Source organism: Paenibacillus sp. J22P59 (assembly GCF_059383895.1).
The window spans coordinates 319,420-335,689 of record NZ_JBXENX010000008.1 but is presented as its reverse complement, the minus strand read 5'-3'; the positions used below and the strand labels follow the sequence as shown (position 1 = coordinate 335,689).

The 16,270-nt window shown below is 43.4% G+C and carries 20 protein-coding genes and 1 tRNA gene; 19 read left to right on the top strand and 2 right to left on the bottom strand.

Annotation, left to right across the window (positions count from 1 at the left end):
• Positions 1-15: 15 nt before the first annotated feature.
• From mnmG to AC50YO_RS16335, 7 genes are all read left to right on the top strand, one after another.
• The gene (gene mnmG, locus AC50YO_RS16365; protein WP_494848671.1) at positions 16-1,902 is read left to right on the top strand and encodes a tRNA uridine-5-carboxymethylaminomethyl(34) synthesis enzyme MnmG; all 1,887 of its coding nucleotides are present in this window, start codon (positions 16-18) and stop codon (positions 1,900-1,902) included.
• 3 nt (positions 1,903-1,905) lie between these two features.
• Positions 1,906-2,628 carry a 16S rRNA (guanine(527)-N(7))-methyltransferase RsmG gene (gene rsmG / locus AC50YO_RS16360; protein WP_494848669.1) on the top strand — a complete coding sequence of 241 codons (723 nt, stop codon included), beginning with the start codon at positions 1,906-1,908 and terminating at the stop codon, positions 2,626-2,628.
• 295 nt (positions 2,629-2,923) lie between these two features.
• Entirely contained in the window at positions 2,924-3,745 is an 822-nt protein-coding gene (gene noc / locus AC50YO_RS16355; RefSeq protein WP_494848667.1) for a nucleoid occlusion protein, read from the top strand.
• 152 nt (positions 3,746-3,897) lie between these two features.
• A complete protein-coding gene (locus tag AC50YO_RS16350) occupies positions 3,898-4,671 on the top strand; it encodes a ParA family protein (protein WP_494848665.1) in 774 nt (257 codons plus the stop codon).
• Entirely contained in the window at positions 4,652-5,509 is an 858-nt protein-coding gene (locus AC50YO_RS16345) for a ParB/RepB/Spo0J family partition protein (RefSeq protein WP_494848664.1), read from the top strand. The genes AC50YO_RS16350 and AC50YO_RS16345 overlap by 20 nt, the downstream gene beginning before the upstream one ends.
• 123 nt (positions 5,510-5,632) lie before the next feature.
• Positions 5,633-6,796, top strand: coding sequence for an aminotransferase class V-fold PLP-dependent enzyme (locus AC50YO_RS16340; RefSeq protein ID WP_494848662.1), 1,164 nt, complete (start codon positions 5,633-5,635; stop codon positions 6,794-6,796).
• Positions 6,797-6,824: 28 nt separating this feature from the next.
• On the top strand, positions 6,825-7,307 hold the full coding sequence (locus AC50YO_RS16335) for a DUF4446 family protein (RefSeq protein ID WP_494848661.1): 483 nt from the start codon (positions 6,825-6,827) through the stop codon (positions 7,305-7,307).
• A gap of 10 nt (positions 7,308-7,317) precedes the next feature.
• Here AC50YO_RS16335 and yyaC read toward each other — a convergent pair whose 3' ends face one another.
• A complete protein-coding gene (gene yyaC / locus AC50YO_RS16330) occupies positions 7,318-7,935 on the bottom strand; it encodes a spore protease YyaC (RefSeq protein ID WP_494848659.1) in 618 nt (205 codons plus the stop codon).
• Positions 7,936-8,046: 111 nt separating this feature from the next.
• Between yyaC and AC50YO_RS16325 the strand changes: the two genes are divergently transcribed.
• From AC50YO_RS16325 to AC50YO_RS16300, 6 genes are all read left to right on the top strand, one after another.
• Entirely contained in the window at positions 8,047-8,286 is a 240-nt protein-coding gene (locus AC50YO_RS16325) for a putative Se/S carrier protein (protein WP_494848657.1), read from the top strand.
• Positions 8,287-8,325: 39 nt separating this feature from the next.
• Entirely contained in the window at positions 8,326-9,183 is an 858-nt protein-coding gene (locus tag AC50YO_RS16320) for a mechanosensitive ion channel family protein (protein ID WP_494848655.1), read from the top strand.
• Positions 9,173-9,382 (top strand): DUF951 domain-containing protein, encoded by a 210-nt coding sequence (locus tag AC50YO_RS16315; RefSeq protein WP_494848653.1) that lies wholly within the window; start codon positions 9,173-9,175, stop codon positions 9,380-9,382. The genes AC50YO_RS16320 and AC50YO_RS16315 overlap by 11 nt, the downstream gene beginning before the upstream one ends.
• A 169-nt stretch (positions 9,383-9,551) precedes the next feature.
• Positions 9,552-9,827: a hypothetical protein gene (locus AC50YO_RS16310; RefSeq protein WP_494848651.1), complete on the top strand. Its 276-nt coding sequence runs from the start codon at positions 9,552-9,554 to the stop codon at positions 9,825-9,827.
• A 186-nt stretch (positions 9,828-10,013) separates the two neighbouring features.
• Positions 10,014-10,104: transfer RNA gene (locus AC50YO_RS16305), tRNA-Ser, on the top strand.
• Positions 10,105-10,230: 126 nt separating this feature from the next.
• Complete coding sequence (locus tag AC50YO_RS16300) at positions 10,231-10,986, top strand: MOSC domain-containing protein (protein ID WP_494848649.1); 756 nt, start codon at positions 10,231-10,233, stop codon at positions 10,984-10,986.
• A 386-nt stretch (positions 10,987-11,372) separates the two neighbouring features.
• Here AC50YO_RS16300 and AC50YO_RS16295 read toward each other — a convergent pair whose 3' ends face one another.
• Positions 11,373-11,555, bottom strand: coding sequence for a YjzC family protein (locus AC50YO_RS16295; protein ID WP_494848647.1), 183 nt, complete (start codon positions 11,553-11,555; stop codon positions 11,373-11,375).
• A 221-nt stretch (positions 11,556-11,776) separates the two neighbouring features.
• Here AC50YO_RS16295 and rpsF point away from each other — a divergent pair, with 221 nt between their 5' ends.
• The 6 genes from rpsF (at position 11,777) to AC50YO_RS16265 (ending at position 16,211) form a co-directional block, all read left to right on the top strand.
• A complete protein-coding gene (gene rpsF / locus AC50YO_RS16290) occupies positions 11,777-12,061 on the top strand; it encodes a 30S ribosomal protein S6 (protein WP_494848645.1) in 285 nt (94 codons plus the stop codon).
• A gap of 36 nt (positions 12,062-12,097) precedes the next feature.
• Positions 12,098-12,631 carry a single-stranded DNA-binding protein gene (gene ssb, locus AC50YO_RS16285; protein ID WP_494848643.1) on the top strand — a complete coding sequence of 178 codons (534 nt, stop codon included), beginning with the start codon at positions 12,098-12,100 and terminating at the stop codon, positions 12,629-12,631.
• Between the two features lie 18 nt (positions 12,632-12,649).
• Complete coding sequence (gene rpsR, locus AC50YO_RS16280; protein WP_494848642.1) at positions 12,650-12,934, top strand: 30S ribosomal protein S18; 285 nt, start codon at positions 12,650-12,652, stop codon at positions 12,932-12,934.
• Positions 12,935-13,301: 367 nt separating this feature from the next.
• Positions 13,302-13,739 (top strand): DUF1641 domain-containing protein, encoded by a 438-nt coding sequence (locus tag AC50YO_RS16275; RefSeq protein ID WP_494848640.1) that lies wholly within the window; start codon positions 13,302-13,304, stop codon positions 13,737-13,739.
• Between the two features lie 24 nt (positions 13,740-13,763).
• Positions 13,764-14,942, top strand: coding sequence for an NAD(P)/FAD-dependent oxidoreductase (locus tag AC50YO_RS16270; protein WP_494848638.1), 1,179 nt, complete (start codon positions 13,764-13,766; stop codon positions 14,940-14,942).
• 120 nt (positions 14,943-15,062) lie between these two features.
• Entirely contained in the window at positions 15,063-16,211 is a 1,149-nt protein-coding gene (locus AC50YO_RS16265; RefSeq protein ID WP_494848636.1) for an AI-2E family transporter, read from the top strand.
• The last annotated feature ends 59 nt before the right edge of the window (positions 16,212-16,270 follow it).

The following is a 16,270-nucleotide window of genomic DNA, read 5'->3' as shown; positions in this document are numbered from 1 at the left end:
CTGGAGGGATATTAAGTGACCTATGAAGCAGGACAGTATGATGTCATCGTCGTAGGAGCCGGCCATGCAGGCTGTGAGTCGGCACTTGCTGCTGCACGGATGGGCTGTGAGACGCTGCTATTAACGATTAACTTGGATATGGTAGCCTTTATGCCTTGCAACCCATCAATTGGTGGTCCGGCAAAAGGGCATGTTGTACGTGAGGTTGATGCGCTCGGTGGTGAGATGGGACGCAACATTGACCGGACATTTATACAAATGAGAATGTTAAACACAGGCAAAGGGCCAGCGGTACATGCACTCCGTGCGCAAGCCGACAAATTTGCTTATCAACATATGATGAAGAAAACGATTGAAGAGACTGAGCATCTTACGCTGCGTCAAGGAATGGCGGAGGAGCTCATTGTCGAGGACGGCAAGATTCAAGGTCTGGTAACGAGTACGGGTGCAATTTATCGTGCGAAGGCAGTCGTTATTACAACAGGAACTTATTTGCGGGGCAAAATTATTATGGGCGAGCTGATGTATGAGAGCGGCCCGAATAATCAGCAGCCTTCTATTAAACTGTCGGCGAGCCTGAAGGAGCATGGCTTCAGATTGGTGCGCTTCAAGACCGGTACGCCCCCGCGCGTGCATAAAGACACCATTGATTTCTCTAAGACTGAGATTCAACCAGGTGATGATAATCCGAAGTTCTTTTCTTATGAGACTCAATCATCGGATAATGAGCAGCTTCCTTGCTGGCTGACGTACACCTCAGACCAAACGCATAAAATCATTAATGATAACCTTCATCGTGCTCCTATGTTCTCGGGTGCTATAGAAGGTACAGGGCCGCGTTATTGCCCTTCCATTGAAGATAAAATCGTTCGTTTTGCAGATAAGCCAAAGCATCAAATTTTCTTAGAGCCGGAAGGCAAGAATACCTCTGAATATTACGTACAGGGCTTATCGACAAGCATGCCTGAGGATGTACAGCTAGGAATTTTACGTTCTATTCCAGGTCTGGAAAAAGCTGAAATTATGCGTAATGGTTACGCTATAGAATATGATGCCGTCGTTCCGACGCAATTATGGCCATCCTTGGAGACAAAGGTCGTTGATGGGTTATTCACAGCTGGACAAATCAACGGAACGTCTGGTTATGAAGAGGCTGCAGGGCAAGGGGTTATCGCTGGAATTAATGCTGGACGCAAAGTGCAAGGGAAAGAGCCGGTTATTATTGGTCGCGCACAAGGCTATATCGGTGTCATGATTGATGACCTGGTGACCAAAGGAACTAGCGATCCATACCGTCTATTGACGTCGCGGGCCGAATATCGCCTGCTCCTTCGTCATGACAATGCTGATCTGCGTATGACGCCAATAGGCTATGAGATCGGACTAATTTCCGAAGAGCGCTACAAAGCCTTCTTAGAAAAGAAGGAATTGGTTGCTCAGGAGATCGAACGTTTACGCACGGTTAAGATTCGTCCAGAAGTGGCGCAGCCAGTGCTTGAAGCGGCTAATTCCACACAGATCGTATTTAGTACGGATGGATTAGCGCTGCTTCGTCGTCCGGAGCTCACATACAGCATGATCGAGCAAATGACTGCATCTGATCTACCTCTAACCGATGAAATGAAGGAACAAGTGGAGATTCAGATCAAGTACGCAGGTTATATTGAGAAACAGCTTATTCAAGTAGAACGACTGAATAAGATGGAGAAGAAGAAAATACCGGATGACATTGAATATGCTGATGTTCATGGCTTAGCATCTGAAGCAAAGCAGAAATTATCGTCGATTAGACCATTGTCTATTGGTCAAGCATCGCGTATTGCTGGTGTTACACCAGCTGATATATCCATATTGCTTGTTTACTTGGAGCATTATAATCGAGTGCAAGCAGCGAGAGGATAGAGAATGGAAGAGACAACAATTTGGTTCCAGAAGTTAATGAATGAACAGGGTATACAACTAGATGATAATCAGCTTGATCAATTTGATAGTTATTATCGTCTATTGGTTGAATGGAATGAAAAAATGAACTTAACTGGAATAACAGAAAGAGATGCTGTATATGAAAAGCATTTTTACGATTCCGTGTCGCTTTCTTTCTTTGTAGATATTCCGTCGGTAAGAAAGTTAGCCGATATTGGTTCAGGAGCGGGATTTCCAAGCATTCCATTGAAAATATGCTTCCCTCATTTGAAGGTCATTATTGTGGACTCGCTTAACAAACGAATTCAATTCCTTAATCATTTAGTTGAGCAATTAGGTCTTGAAGATGTCACTTGTGTACATGGAAGAGCAGAGGATATTGCTAGGCTGCCGGAACATCGTGACCAGTATGATCTAGTTACGGCTAGAGCAGTAGCACGATTGAATGTTCTTAATGAATTTTGCCTTCCTTTTGTACGGAAGCAGGGAGTATTCGCTGCAATGAAAGGCTCGCAAAGTGATGAAGAGGTTAGAGAAGCGGCACTCAGCTTACGCGAATTAAAAGCAAAGGTTCGCTCACAGCATGCCTTCAAGCTGCCAGTCGAGCAGTCCGAGCGGCATATTGTATTAATTAATAAGCTAGATAGCACACCGCGTAAATATCCTCGAAAAGCAGGAACACCGCTCAAACAACCGATTATATAATAGTAGAAAAAGAAAACGTTAGTGTTTCACGTGAAACACTAACGTTTTCTTTTTAATTAGCAACAGTCAAGCAGGAATACGAGTAATGAAAGTCGAATTCTTCCTATTAACAAGACAACTCGGTTTGCCTATTTAGAATGCGATTCAGAATAATGGTATTATTCTAGTATTTTAATGACATACAGTTGTTTTATTGGCTCTAGTAAAGCTAAAATAAGAGTAGGTATAGTTTTTATGCAGCAGCACATCTTGGAAACCATAAGAGTGGTTTCTTGGTCGGGTGGTAGTAGATAATATGAAGGAACAACTTTCTCGTTTGTTCGGATTAAATGAACAACGCGGTAGTAGTCAAGAAGAGGTTCGGCAAATACCCATTCAAGAAATTGATACGAGCCCTTATCAACCGAGAACGATATTTGATGATGATCGTATTGAAGAGCTATGTCAAACGATCAAGACTCATGGTGTAATTCAACCAATCGTTGTTCGTGTCCGTAATGGTAGGTATGAGATCATTGCAGGCGAACGCCGTTGGAGAGCGGTTACGAAACTCGGATTAGAAACAATTCCAGCTATTGTTCGTGAGTTTAATGATTCACAGACAGCTTCAATCGCTTTGATTGAGAATCTTCAACGCGAGAACTTAACGGCTATTGAAGAAGCAGTTGCTTATCAGAAGCTTATTGAACTGCATCAGCTGACACAAGAAAGCTTGGCGCAAAGGCTCGGCAAAAGCCAATCAACGATAGCGAACAAGCTTCGTTTATTAGGATTGAGCGACACGATTAAAGGTGCTTTAATCGAACGTAAAATAACGGAGCGTCATGCGCGCGCGTTATTATCTCTTGATAGCGAAGAATTACAGCATCAAGTGCTTGAAGAGATTGTTGCAAAAGACCTTAATGTCAAGCAAACCGAAATTCGGATCGCTTTCTTGAAGGAAACATCAAAGCTGAAAAAAGCTAAAAGGATGTCTTTTACGAAGGATGTTCGTCTAGCGCTGAATACAATTCGTCAATCCATAGAAATGGTCTCAGGATCTGGACTGCAAATTAAGACAAATGAGAAAGATCATGAAGATCATTATGAAATTGTTATCCATATTCCGAAAAGATAGTTGTGGGCTAGCCTATTAGATATGCACATAGTGTCTGATGTATGCCGTCCTCTGTAGAGGGCGGCGAAACCATTTTTTGCTGAAGCTATTGTTATAGGCTTGTGAGACAAGCATCTTACGAAAAAAGTTTTGACACATAGAGGTGAATTAGTTTGTCCAAAATTATAGCAATAGCCAATCAGAAGGGCGGTGTCGGCAAGACGACAACGTCCGTTAATCTTGGCGCGTGTATGGCGACGCTGGGGAAACGAGTGCTGCTAGTAGATATAGATCCACAAGGGAATACGACAAGTGGGGTAGGGGTTAATAAAGCGGACGTTGAGAATTGTATTTACGATGTGCTTATTAATGAAGTCCATCCTAAGGATGCAATTTTAGAAACGAAAGTGCCTGGTTTGTCTATCCTGCCTGCTACGATCCAGCTTGCTGGTGCAGAGATTGAGATGGTGCCAACGATCTCGCGTGAGCTTAGGCTTAAAAAGTCTCTCCATATGGTTAAAGATCAATTCGATTATATATTAATTGATTGTCCGCCATCGTTAGGGCTGCTTACCATTAATTCGTTAACAGCAGCAGATTCCGTTATTATCCCAATTCAATGTGAATATTACGCTCTTGAAGGGCTTAGTCAATTGCTTAACACGGTTCGCTTGGTCCAAAAGCATCTGAATACTTCTCTGCAAATAGAAGGAGTGCTTCTTACGATGCTGGATGCAAGAACGAATCTTGGAATTCAAGTCATTGAAGAGGTTAAGAAATATTTCCAGCAAAAAGTATATCAAACCATCATTCCCCGTAATGTACGGTTAAGTGAAGCACCTTCACATGGTCAGGCGATTATTACTTATGATCCAAGATCGAAAGGTGCAGAAGTCTATCTTGAACTCGCGAAGGAAGTGATTATGTATGAGCAAGCGGCTAGGTAGAGGGCTTGATGCGCTTATTCCATCGCTTTCAGTTAGCGAAGATGATAAAGTAATTGAAATCACATTATCGCAATTACGTCCGAATCCTTATCAGCCACGTAAAACATTTGATGATAATTCAATTCGCGAACTGGCTGAATCAATTAAGCAACACGGCGTAATTCAGCCAATTATTGTAAGGACAGTGTTGAAGGGCTATGAGATCATAGCGGGTGAACGCCGTTTTCGTGCTTCGCAGCTTTGTGGCAATACGACTGTCCCAGCAGTTGTTCGATCTTTCTCTGATCAGCAGGTCATGGAGATTGCTTTAATAGAAAATCTACAGCGTGAAGATCTTAATGCTATTGAGACGGCGATTGCTTATCAGGGGTTAATGGACAAGTTCAAGTTGACGCAAGAAGAGCTATCCATGAAGGTAGGGAAATCGCGATCACATATTGCTAACTTTGTTAGACTGCTTGCTTTGCCGACAGAGATAAAGGATGATGTTTCACGTGGAACAATATCAATGGGGCATGCAAGAGCACTGGCAGGTATTAAAGATGTTTCTGTGCAGAAGGAATTGGCTAGTTTGGTTGTAGCTAATGACTGGAGTGTACGCTCACTGGAAGAGGCTATTCAAAGGCTCGAAGTGAAGGATAACGGTGAAGATGGTAAGGCGAAAGTTAAAGTGAAGAAAAGAGATCCTTACATTGAGAACTTGGAAGAGTCTTTAAGAGATCGTTTCAAGACGACAGTGAAGATTAAGCAACAGAAAGACAAAGGTAAAATTGAGTTGCAGTACTATAGCAAACAAGACTTGGAACGTCTGCTTGAACTGCTTCAATATATGGCGTAAGTGGTAACATAGATAGCATACCTAAAGTTGTAATCTTTGAGTCGAAAGATTAAACTAAGGTATGCTATTCTTTTTATATAAGCGAATGATCTGGTTATGAAGAGAGAGGTGAGAATAGATCTAATGACACAATCAATCATTTATTTGGATCATGCTGCCACATCTTGGCCCAAGCCTAATGCAGTTATAGAAGCTGTACAATATACGATGCTCCATGATGCCGCGAATCCTGGTAGAGGCAGCCATCGTATGGCGGTTAAGTCTAGTCGGATTCTATTCGACGCTCGCAAACAATTGAGTAAGTTATTTCGGATAAAAAATCCGAATGATATAGCGTTTATGGCTAATACAACAGCTGCATTAAATCTTGCGATAAAAGGATTTGTGAAGCAGGGCGATCATGTTATTGCAACCTCAATTGAACATAATTCTGTCAGGCGCCCCTTGGAATATTTAAAACAAGCTGAAGGCATTCATGTGAGTTATATCGAGGCGGATGATGAGGGCAATGTACAAATAGATCGTATTGCAGCGGAAATTAATGATCGAACCTCTTTAATTATTGTTAATCATAGTTCGAATCTGCTGGGGACTATTATGCCGCTAGCGGAAATTGGTCAATTAGCTAGAGATAGAGGTGTGAAGCTCCTTGTCGATGCAGCACAAAGTGCGGGGATATTAGATATAGATGTAGAGTTAATGGGGATTGATATGTTAGCCTTCCCAGGGCATAAGGGTCTGCTCGGTCCACAGGGCACAGGAGGGCTGTACATTGCCCCTGATGTTGATCTGCTGCCGTTATTGCATGGAGGAACTGGAAGCCAATCTGAGGCCCCTGAGCAGCCTAATATAAGGCCTGATAAGTATGAGGCTGGAACACAGAATACACCAGGGCTCGCCGGACTTAAAGCAGGTGTTGAATTTGTATTGAATGAGACTGTACAGAAGATCCATACTAAGGAATGGATACTAACGCAGCGGATGATGGAAGGTTTGTTAGCTATTGATGGAGTGAGGGTTCTCGGTCCTAAATTAGGTGAGGCACGGACGGGGATTGTATCTATCGTAGCCGAAGGAATAGACCCTTCGGAGATGTCGTTTATTTTGGACCAGCATTATAATATTGCAGTAAGAGCGGGTTTTCATTGTACACCTTTGGCACATGGAGCAGCAGGGACGATAACTACAGGAGCTGTAAGAGCTAGTGTAGGATGTTTTACGACAGAGGATGAGGCAGATTCCTTCGTGTCTGCTGTGAGAGAGATTAGGAAGCATTATACGTTGTAAGATTATTTGGTGGGGGCGGAAGACAACGATGGATGAGTGGACGAATAACCCGATGAATGTGGTAACAGTCGTATTAACTTTGATAGTCATCTTATTAATGATACGAGTGATTGCAGTAGGCAGCCGCTTGAAGAAGCTTAGAAAGCAATATGTAGAGGTTATGGGGAACACAGGAATAACCAATATTGAAGAGGTGCTCGTAGAGCTGAAGGTTTCCCTTGCTGGGCAGGTTGCCAAAACGGAGCGGCTGCAAGCCCAATTAGATGACGTGCAGCAGCTTCAGAAGCAGGAAAAGGGACGTGTTGGCTTTTTACGCTATAATGCTTTTGCAGACCAAGGCAGTGATCTGAGCTTTTCCCTTGCCATTATAAATACGACAGAAGATGGGGTTGTATTATCTGGCATACATAGTCGGGATAATACGTATGTCTATGCTAAGCCTCTAGAAAAAGGCGAGTCTACTTATCCATTAACGCCTGAAGAACGCAAAGCGATAGCTGAAGCGAAATAATCTAAGGTTTTTAGTGGTCAAAGGTTAATTCTATCGCAGCAGCTTGTTCTCTAGATTGGGTGAGAGCATGGCTGCTGTTCATAACAGCAGAGAATAGGCTGCTTGCAATAACATCAGCCATTCTCATCACGAGATGAAGCCGAGTATTCTGAAGAACGAAATACTCCATGAAGCCGCCGACGTTCACAATGCCTGTAATATGGATGTCGCCAACAGGGGGAAGCTCTTTATTAACACCTGCCCCAGGGCGTACAGGGCCTGTACCTACTTGAATAGAGCCGATACTGGAGACTTGTCCAAGACAGGCATCAATGCCAATAACAAATGGCTTGTGATAGGAACGATTGATGTCGAGAAGGGTGTCCTCCAGATTCATTGCATGTACAGGATCCTCAAGTGTTCCATAGAGAGAAAAGTAAGGGCTATTGTACTTGGAGAGTGAAGTGCCGATAAGAGGTCCAAGAGAATCACCGGTCGAGCGATCTGTACCTACACATACAATGACGATAGGACGGCCAATAGACATTTCGTTAAGCATTAAGGATAATCGTTGTACGATCATGCCGACTGCATCTGATTCTGTGTAGGAAACCTTTAGCGGTATATCCTTCATAAATGATAGCTTCATAGAATCCCCCCCGTAAATGCCAATATGATACTAGTATATGGATAGAACAGGCATTTTATACGCTGGGAAGCGAGAGTTTATGTTTATCGGACTGAGGGAGAGGGGAAAATAATGCTGATCGCATTCGATTCTACGCAACAAGCCCTTCGGGCGGAGATGCTGCTGGAATATGCAGAAATAGATATTGATATCTGTCCAACACCTAAAGAAATAACGGCAGGCTGTGCATTGTCGATTCATTTTCCCGAAAATGCGTTAATTGAAGTCATACATGTTGTTGATTCGGAGAATGTAGAGATAAGAGGAATATTCCAACCTATCGAAGGTGGATATGAAGAAGTTGCACGGTAAGGAAGGTGTAAAGCTATGTATTTGCTAAATATGCAAGTCATGAAGCAATTTCAGGACTGGATAACGAGTAAGGTTACGTGGGAGCAGCTTGGCGATTCGATTATACGTATTGTTCTTATCGTCGTAATTGGACAATTCATGATATGGCTTGCCAATAAAACGATTGACCGAGTTCTGATGAATAGGGAGTCCAAGAGATTAAACCTACAAGTCAGAAGGATGAATACAGTAGGAAAGCTCATTAAAAACGTGGTTTTCTACGTAGGTAATTTCATTATAACGATGCTTCTTCTATCGGAGTTCGGCATTCAGCTTGCCCCGCTGTTGGCAGGTGCAGGTGTTATAGGGTTAGCCATAGGGTTTGGTGCTCAAAGCTTGGTTAAGGATGTTATTACAGGATTTTTTATCATTCTAGAGGATCAATTCGCTGTTGGCGATGTGATTCAGACAGGACAGTTCAGAGGAACGGTCGAGATGATCGGATTAAGAACAACCCGTATTGTGAGCTGGACAGGAGAGGTCAATATCGTACCGAACGGAATGATCAATGAAATTACTAACTTCTCATTGCGCAATTCTCTTGCTATCGTTGATGTTGCAATCAGCTATGAGGAAAATGTTGATCATGCTACCGACGTTATTAAGACTACAATGGATAAGTTCGCAGATGAGAATCTTGCTAAATCTCCGGATGTGCTTGGTATTCAGTCGATCGGCACATCGGAAGTGGTGATAAGGGTGGTTGCGGAATGTCTTCCGAATACACAGGTTCCAGTCGCTAGAAAAATGAATCTAATGATTAAAAAAGCATTGGATGAGAACGGGATAGACAGTCCATACCCGAGGATGGTCACTTATCATCGCAATGAAAGGGGCAATGGCCAAGATGGAGCGTAAACAATTTGAGCTGGGCGATGTCGTGCAGATGAAGAAGCAGCATCCCTGCGGATCGAATGAAATGGAAGTGATCAGGATGGGGATGGACATTCGGATCAAATGTGTAGGCTGCAAGCACAGTGTATTGATCCCAAGGGCTAAATTTGAGAAAAATATGAAAAAAGTGCTGCGTTCCCTTCCACCAGAAGAAAATAAATAGTAATAATGATAATTTTCATGTTTATAAAGATAACTATGAATAATAATTTGATCTTCTACAACAAAGTAGGAGATTTTTTTATTGAATTTTATATTTAAGAGTTGAACCATAATGGTTATCAAGGTAATATTATACAAAATAAGATTAGGAACAGCAGGGGGTGGAAGTGTTGATAATAGAAGAAAAAGTATTGCCCACAGGTGGATTTAGTCCTCAAGCGGATACAAAGGTTGTTAGTACAAAAGAGTGGGTGATTATGCTCTTACTCACCAGTATACCGATTGTTGGTATCGTGCTGATGTTTGTATGGGCTTTTTCACCTGATGAGAATCAGAATAAGCGGAATTTTTCTAAGGCCTATTTGCTTATGACGGCGATCGGCTTAGGTTTGGGGTTTATCGTTTTTCTGCTTACTTTTGTTATAATCATGATTTCTTCCGTTTAAAAGAATTTGTATTAGAATCGGGGATTATTAAGGTTTATCCCGGTTCTAATCTTTTATTTAAAGAGCAAGAAGAAGGTACCAAAAGGTGTGTACGATTCCTGCACGTATGATAGTTAAAAAACTCCAAAACGGGATATTGCATTGCATGTACAGGCTGTGATATAATACCTTTTGTATTATCAATGCGGAGAGGTACCCAAGAGGCCCAAGGGGGCTGACTCGAAATCAGCTAGGCGTGTCAAAGCGTGCGTGGGTTCGAATCCCACCTTCTCCGCCATATATGAAATTAACCAACCTTCTACAGGATGATGTAGGAGGTTTTTTTTGTTGTAAGAGAAGGATAGCATCAATGTACAGGGGATTTATTAAGGATTATAATAGATGCATTAGATGACTGAATAACATGAGACGAAGAGAGGGAGTTTCCTTGACTTTAAGTGCTATTGGTACCATTGGTGCTCTATATAGATATCCCGTCAAGTCATTCGCCGGAGAGAGTGTACAGGCTAGCGTGATTGAACGCTATGGGCTGTATGGTGATCGCAGCCATGCTTTTGTGGATGAGACGAAAGAGGGCTGGGATAGCTTTTACACGGCAAGGAAGCTGCCTAGGATGCTTGGCTACAAGGCGAAGCTTGTTGGAGCGTACGCTGGGGTCCATTCTCCTGAAATAAGTATAGAAGCACCGGACGGACGGATCCTCCATTGGAATGAAGCATTGTTAGAGGAGATTCAGCCCTATGCCAAACAAAAGCTGTCCATGATTAGCTACGATCCGCAGAGCTCGGAGCTAATGGGGGTCGATGCAGCAAGCATCTTGATTATTACAGATACGACATTGCGCAGACTTGAGGAGATATGGGGAAAGAAGCTCGATCATCGGCGTTTCAGAGCTAATGTAGTTGTGACTTTAGATGATGATTCGCAGGATGAAGGCAGTTGGATTGGTAAACGATTGATCATGGGGAATACAGAGCTGCAGGTTGATGAATATTGTGAGCGATGCTCTATGATTACAATAGATCCAGATACACTTGAACGTGATTCTTCCCTGCTTAAGAAGGTAAATGAAGAAATGAATCTGCGATTCGGCATTTATGCATCGGTTAAGCAACCAGGGGAAGTGAAAATAGGGGATAGGCTATATATAGCTGATTAGTGATTAGCGCAATAAAAAAAGGAGCTCTTGCGAGCTCCTTTTTCGACGGCGTTTGTTTTGGTTGAGTTAAAGAATTCGCACTGCAACAATCAGAAACCTTGGAGCATCATTCGTCAATCGGTACACAAATCCACTAATGCTTCATCGTTAAAACCGATTGGCTCAGCATACGTAAACCTACGTTAGTAGAAGTACGCATGAATGTGCTCGAATGCGCGTGTGTTACGGAACGTGTCTTTGGCACAACCCTCCGCTTCTATATTGAGTGGATCAATTCCTCTTGCAGCCCTTGCACCAATTGGTCCAACGGAACCACACCTCTCTTTACGCCGTCCATACTATCATGTCCGAGAATCCAATGGTGTATACATCACATTTACAAAAAATTAATGGCCCATTCGTTTCCACTTACGTTCATGGTTCGTATTAGCCGGGAAACGATCTCCCTTCTTGAGATGAACCTTCTTCGGATTATTGATACCCATATGAAAGGAATTAACCCCATCCTCGATATAGGTACCATCATTGGGAGCTTTATCTCCAGCATTAAATAGTGTCCACTCACCCAAGCTGCTCACTCCTTTGGCCTAATTATTCTGATAAAGGGCTCAATAAAGCCTGACCTTTATTATTGTCCAAGGGGAGGGAGAGCATGAACCCCAGAAAACGGGAATGAAGTATGACTTGTCAGGAGATAGGCAATTTGGTATAGTGTATAGATGCGAGCATGCAATAATCTCGCTCCTTGCTCCATTTATGGGGCCGTTAGTCCAAGAGGAGGTGAAACAATATGCGCAAATATGAAGTGATGTACATCATTCGTCCAGACGTTGAGCAAGAGAACGTTCAAGCTATCGTTGACAAATTCAATGGCATCATCAACAACGGCGGAGAAGTCACTAAGACTGATGTGATCGGTAAACGTCGTCTTGCGTATGAGATCAATAAGATTCGTGATGGTTACTACGTTCTGGTTCATTTCAACGCAACGACTGAAGTTGTGAACGAACTCGACCGCATCATGAAGATTACGGATGAAGTTATCCGTACATTGATCGTCAGAGACGTCGCTTAATCCACGTTCGATTGTTCGATTGGGAGGTCAGTAACGATGTTGAACCGTGTAATACTGATTGGCAGATTAACGAGAGACCCCGAATTGCGTTATACGCCTGCTGGCGTAGCAGTTACGCAATTTACGATTGCGGTTGACCGTCCGTTTACGAGCGGACAGGGCGAACGGGAAGCGGATTTCATTCCGGTCGTAACTTGGCGGCAGCTGGCTGAGACTTGTGCCAACTACTTGCGCAAAGGACGCCTAACGGCGGTTGAGGGACGCATTCAGGTGCGTAACTACGAGAACAACGAAGGCAAGCGCGTCTATGTGACGGAAGTTATTGCTGATAACGTACGCTTCTTGGAATCCAATCGTGAAGGCGGATCATCGCGTGAAGATAATGGCGGCAATTCTGGCGGCGGCGGATCAAGCAGCAGTAATGGTGGCGGATCTTTCGGCGGTGGCAACTCCTCTGGAGGAAGCAGCAGCGGAAGCCGGTCCGGTAATAATTCACGCAACGACAACCGTGATCCGTTCTCGGATGATGGTCGACCGATCGATATATCAGAAGATGATTTGCCATTTTAATTGAAAGGATGGATTCGAATGAGCTTTAAGCCAAGAGATGGTGGAGATGGAGAACGTCCAGAACGCAAATTCGGCAACCGTAAAGGCGGCCGCAACAAGCGTCGTAAAGTATGTTTCTTCACTGTAAACAAAATCAAACACATTGATTATAAAGATACAGATATGCTCAAAAAGTTTATCAGCGAGCGCGGCAAAATCTTGCCACGTCGTGTAACTGGAACGAGCGCAAAATACCAACGCTTGCTGACTGTAGCGATCAAACGTTCGCGTACAGTAGCATTGCTTCCTTACACTACTGAGTAGTATTTTCTGCTCAACAAAAGCCGGCTAAGAGCAATCTTAATCGGCTTTTTTGTTGTTTTTTCACCCTAATTGTCGGTTTGCATGATCGATTAAGGGTTAGGAAACAATATTTTCGACAAGTTTTTTATAATTGCATAAATTTAGAATTGAACATTTGGTGCAAGAGGTCTACAATGGAATTATAGAAGCATTCCTTCAAGCTGATCGGCAAATCGATTGTGGTCTATGTTTATTATAAGGGCAAGATCGTTTTTGTTTATGTGCATTGTGAATTTTTTCACTATAGTTCGCGATTACACAACAAGCATGGATGAATGCTGGGAATAACGTAGTTGATTAAAGCGAGGGAAAGGGAGGCTATTATCGTATGTCCGAGACAGTAACGCAACAACCCGAAAATGGTGCAGTAGGAACTGCAGCTGTACAAACTGACGTGCTGGAGCAATTGTTGAAGCCAGAGGTTCAGAAGTCGCTTAATGAGTTGATCGAGAACCTGCCGAAGCTGGCAGAAATGGTCACACTGATGACGAAAGCTTATGATGTTGCTCAAACCGTAGCCACTGACAAAGTATTGGTTGGGGATATGAAGAACGGAATTACTGAGTTCGTTAAGCCGATCCAAGAAAAAGCAAAAGGCATTGCATCTGCTGCTATTGAAGCGAATGACCGTGCACAAGCGGAAACGTCCACAATCGGCCTTTTTGGTATGTTGAAAATGATGAAAGATCCACAAGTACAAGCCACATTGCGTTATGCGCAAGCTTTCTTGGATGTATTGGCGGAACGTAAAAACGGCGCTAAATAGATAATTAAAGAATGGAGGATATGTATGTCTAAACAAATTTTGATCTTGGGTGGCGGCTACGGCGGTTTGCTGAGTGCATTGTCAGCACGCGAGCATTTCTCGCCCGAGGAAGCAGAGATTACGGTTGTTAACCGTGTTCCTTATCATCAGATCGTAACTGAATTGCACCGTCTTGCTGTTGGAGGCGTGCACAAGAATAATGTAGCTCTACCGCTTAACAAGCTTCTGAAAGGAAAATCGATCAAGCTGGTTATTGATTCCGTTGAAGCTATCGACCCTGAGAAAAAGCATGTGAAGCTGGCTGCTCAAGGAACATTCAAGTATGACACAATCGTCATCGCATTGGGTGGAGAGACAGCATTCTTTGGAATCCCAGGCTTGGAAGAGAACAGCTTGACGCTCAAATCGGTTGAAGAAGCACAACGCGTAGAAGCGCATGTGAAAGACCGTCTTGCAGCTTATAGCAAATCCGGCAATAAAGCAGACGCTACAATCGTTGTTGGCGGCGGCGGCTTGACTGGTATCGAATTGATCGGCGAGCTTGCTGATATGCTTCCAAAATGGTGTGAAGCGATCGGCGTGAACGTGAATGACATCAAGCTGTACAACATTGAAGCAGGTCCTTCCATTCTGGCAGGCTTCCCTACTGAACTGGTTGACCGTGCAAAAGCAAGCCTTGAAAAACGTGGCGTAACCCTGATCATGGGCGTTGCGGTAACGGAAGTTAAAGGCAACACGGTTATGCTCAAAGACGGCAACTCCATCGAGACGAATACGTTCGTATGGACAGGCGGCGTTACAGGCAACCCTGTGGTAGCTAACTGTGGTATTGAAGTTAACCGCGGCCGTGCAACGGTTAATGAATTCTTGCAATCTACATCTCACCCAGATGTATTCCTTGCTGGTGACAACGCGGTTGTCTTCGGCGCAGAAGGCCGTCCATATCCTCCAAGCGCACAAATCGCTTGGCAAATGGGCGAAGCAATTGGCTACAACCTGTATGCTAATTACAAAGGCCTGCCAATGAAAACTTTCCAATTCGTGAATTCCGGCGTATTGGCGAGCCTTGGCAGAAAAGACGCAATCGGTACTATCGGTGCGAGCCAGCTTCGCTTAAGAGGAACAGCAGCTACTTTGATGAAAGAAGCCAGCAACGTGCGTTACTTGTCGCATGTTCACGGTCTTTTCTCCATCGTCGAATAGTTTAGCTTTACCTGTAGAGACCCCGATCCTCGTGATTGGGGTCTCTTTTCGTTAATGGATTGATAATGATATAATATTTCCAATAATGAATTGATTTTTTATAGAGTAGGTGGGAAGTCTGTGGAGCCATTGCGAACGAATACGGAACGCTTCAAAAAGCTGTTTATCAATAATAAGTTTGTGCTATTCCTACTAGTATTGCTGTTATTCGGACTAACCGTTCTCGTGTTTACCAAGATCTCTTATATTTTCACGCCACTAACGGTACTGGTTAAGACGATTATATTGCCCGTCATATTGGCCGGGGTAGTCTATTACTTATTGAATCCCATCGTCAATTGGATGGAGAGCAGGAGAGTAGGCAGAATCTATTCGATCTTAATGCTGTATGTGATTATTGCTGGATTAATCACCATCCTGCTAGTAGTGGTTATTCCACTTATCTCAGCACAGGTCACGGATCTATTCGAAAGCCTCCCCAAATATACCAATCAAATGAGGGATGAATTCAATATCTTTATGGCGAGTGGCATGCCGAGTGAAATTCAAAGCTGGTTGAATATTAATCCGGAGGATCTGACCCTTCAGATCAGTGAGCGTGTTACGTCAGTACTGAACGGAATAATGACAAGCGTGGGGGCATTCTTTGGCACACTGAAAGAGGTTGTTCTTGCTATCATAACGCTCCCATTCATTTTGTTCTATTTGTTAAAGGACGGGAGCAAGCTGTCAGGGAAGATCGCCAGCTTCCTGCCCACCAAGATGCGTACACCCTCGAAGCGGGTAATGGGAGAAATTAACCATCAGATAAGCAGCTATATTAGAGGGCAGATTATCGTTAGTTTCTGTATTGGTGCTTTGCTCTATATCGGTTATCTTATTATTGGTCTCAAATATTCGCTCGTACTAGCTCTCATCGCGGCATGTACGGCCATTATTCCTTATTTGGGACCAGCAATAGCTATTACGCCAGCACTCATTGTAGCTGCGGTGACGTCGCCAATGATGCTGCTTAAGATGGTGATCATCTGGACCATTGTTCAATTAATTGAAGGCAAATTCATTTCTCCTCAAATTATGGGCAAATCGCTGCAGATTCATCCCATTACGATTATCTTTGTAATTCTGACAGCAGGTAATTTATTCGGAGTGCTAGGCGTGATTCTTGCCGTACCTGGTTATGCTGTAATCAAGGTAATGGCGCTTAACCTGTTCGATTACATTACTTCTCGCTCCAACTTGTACAAGGAAGATAAGGGTGATCTGTAGGTAGTTGTTAGAGTAAATATACAATGCTTATCGTATAGGGCAAGCAGGTTGAATGGGTG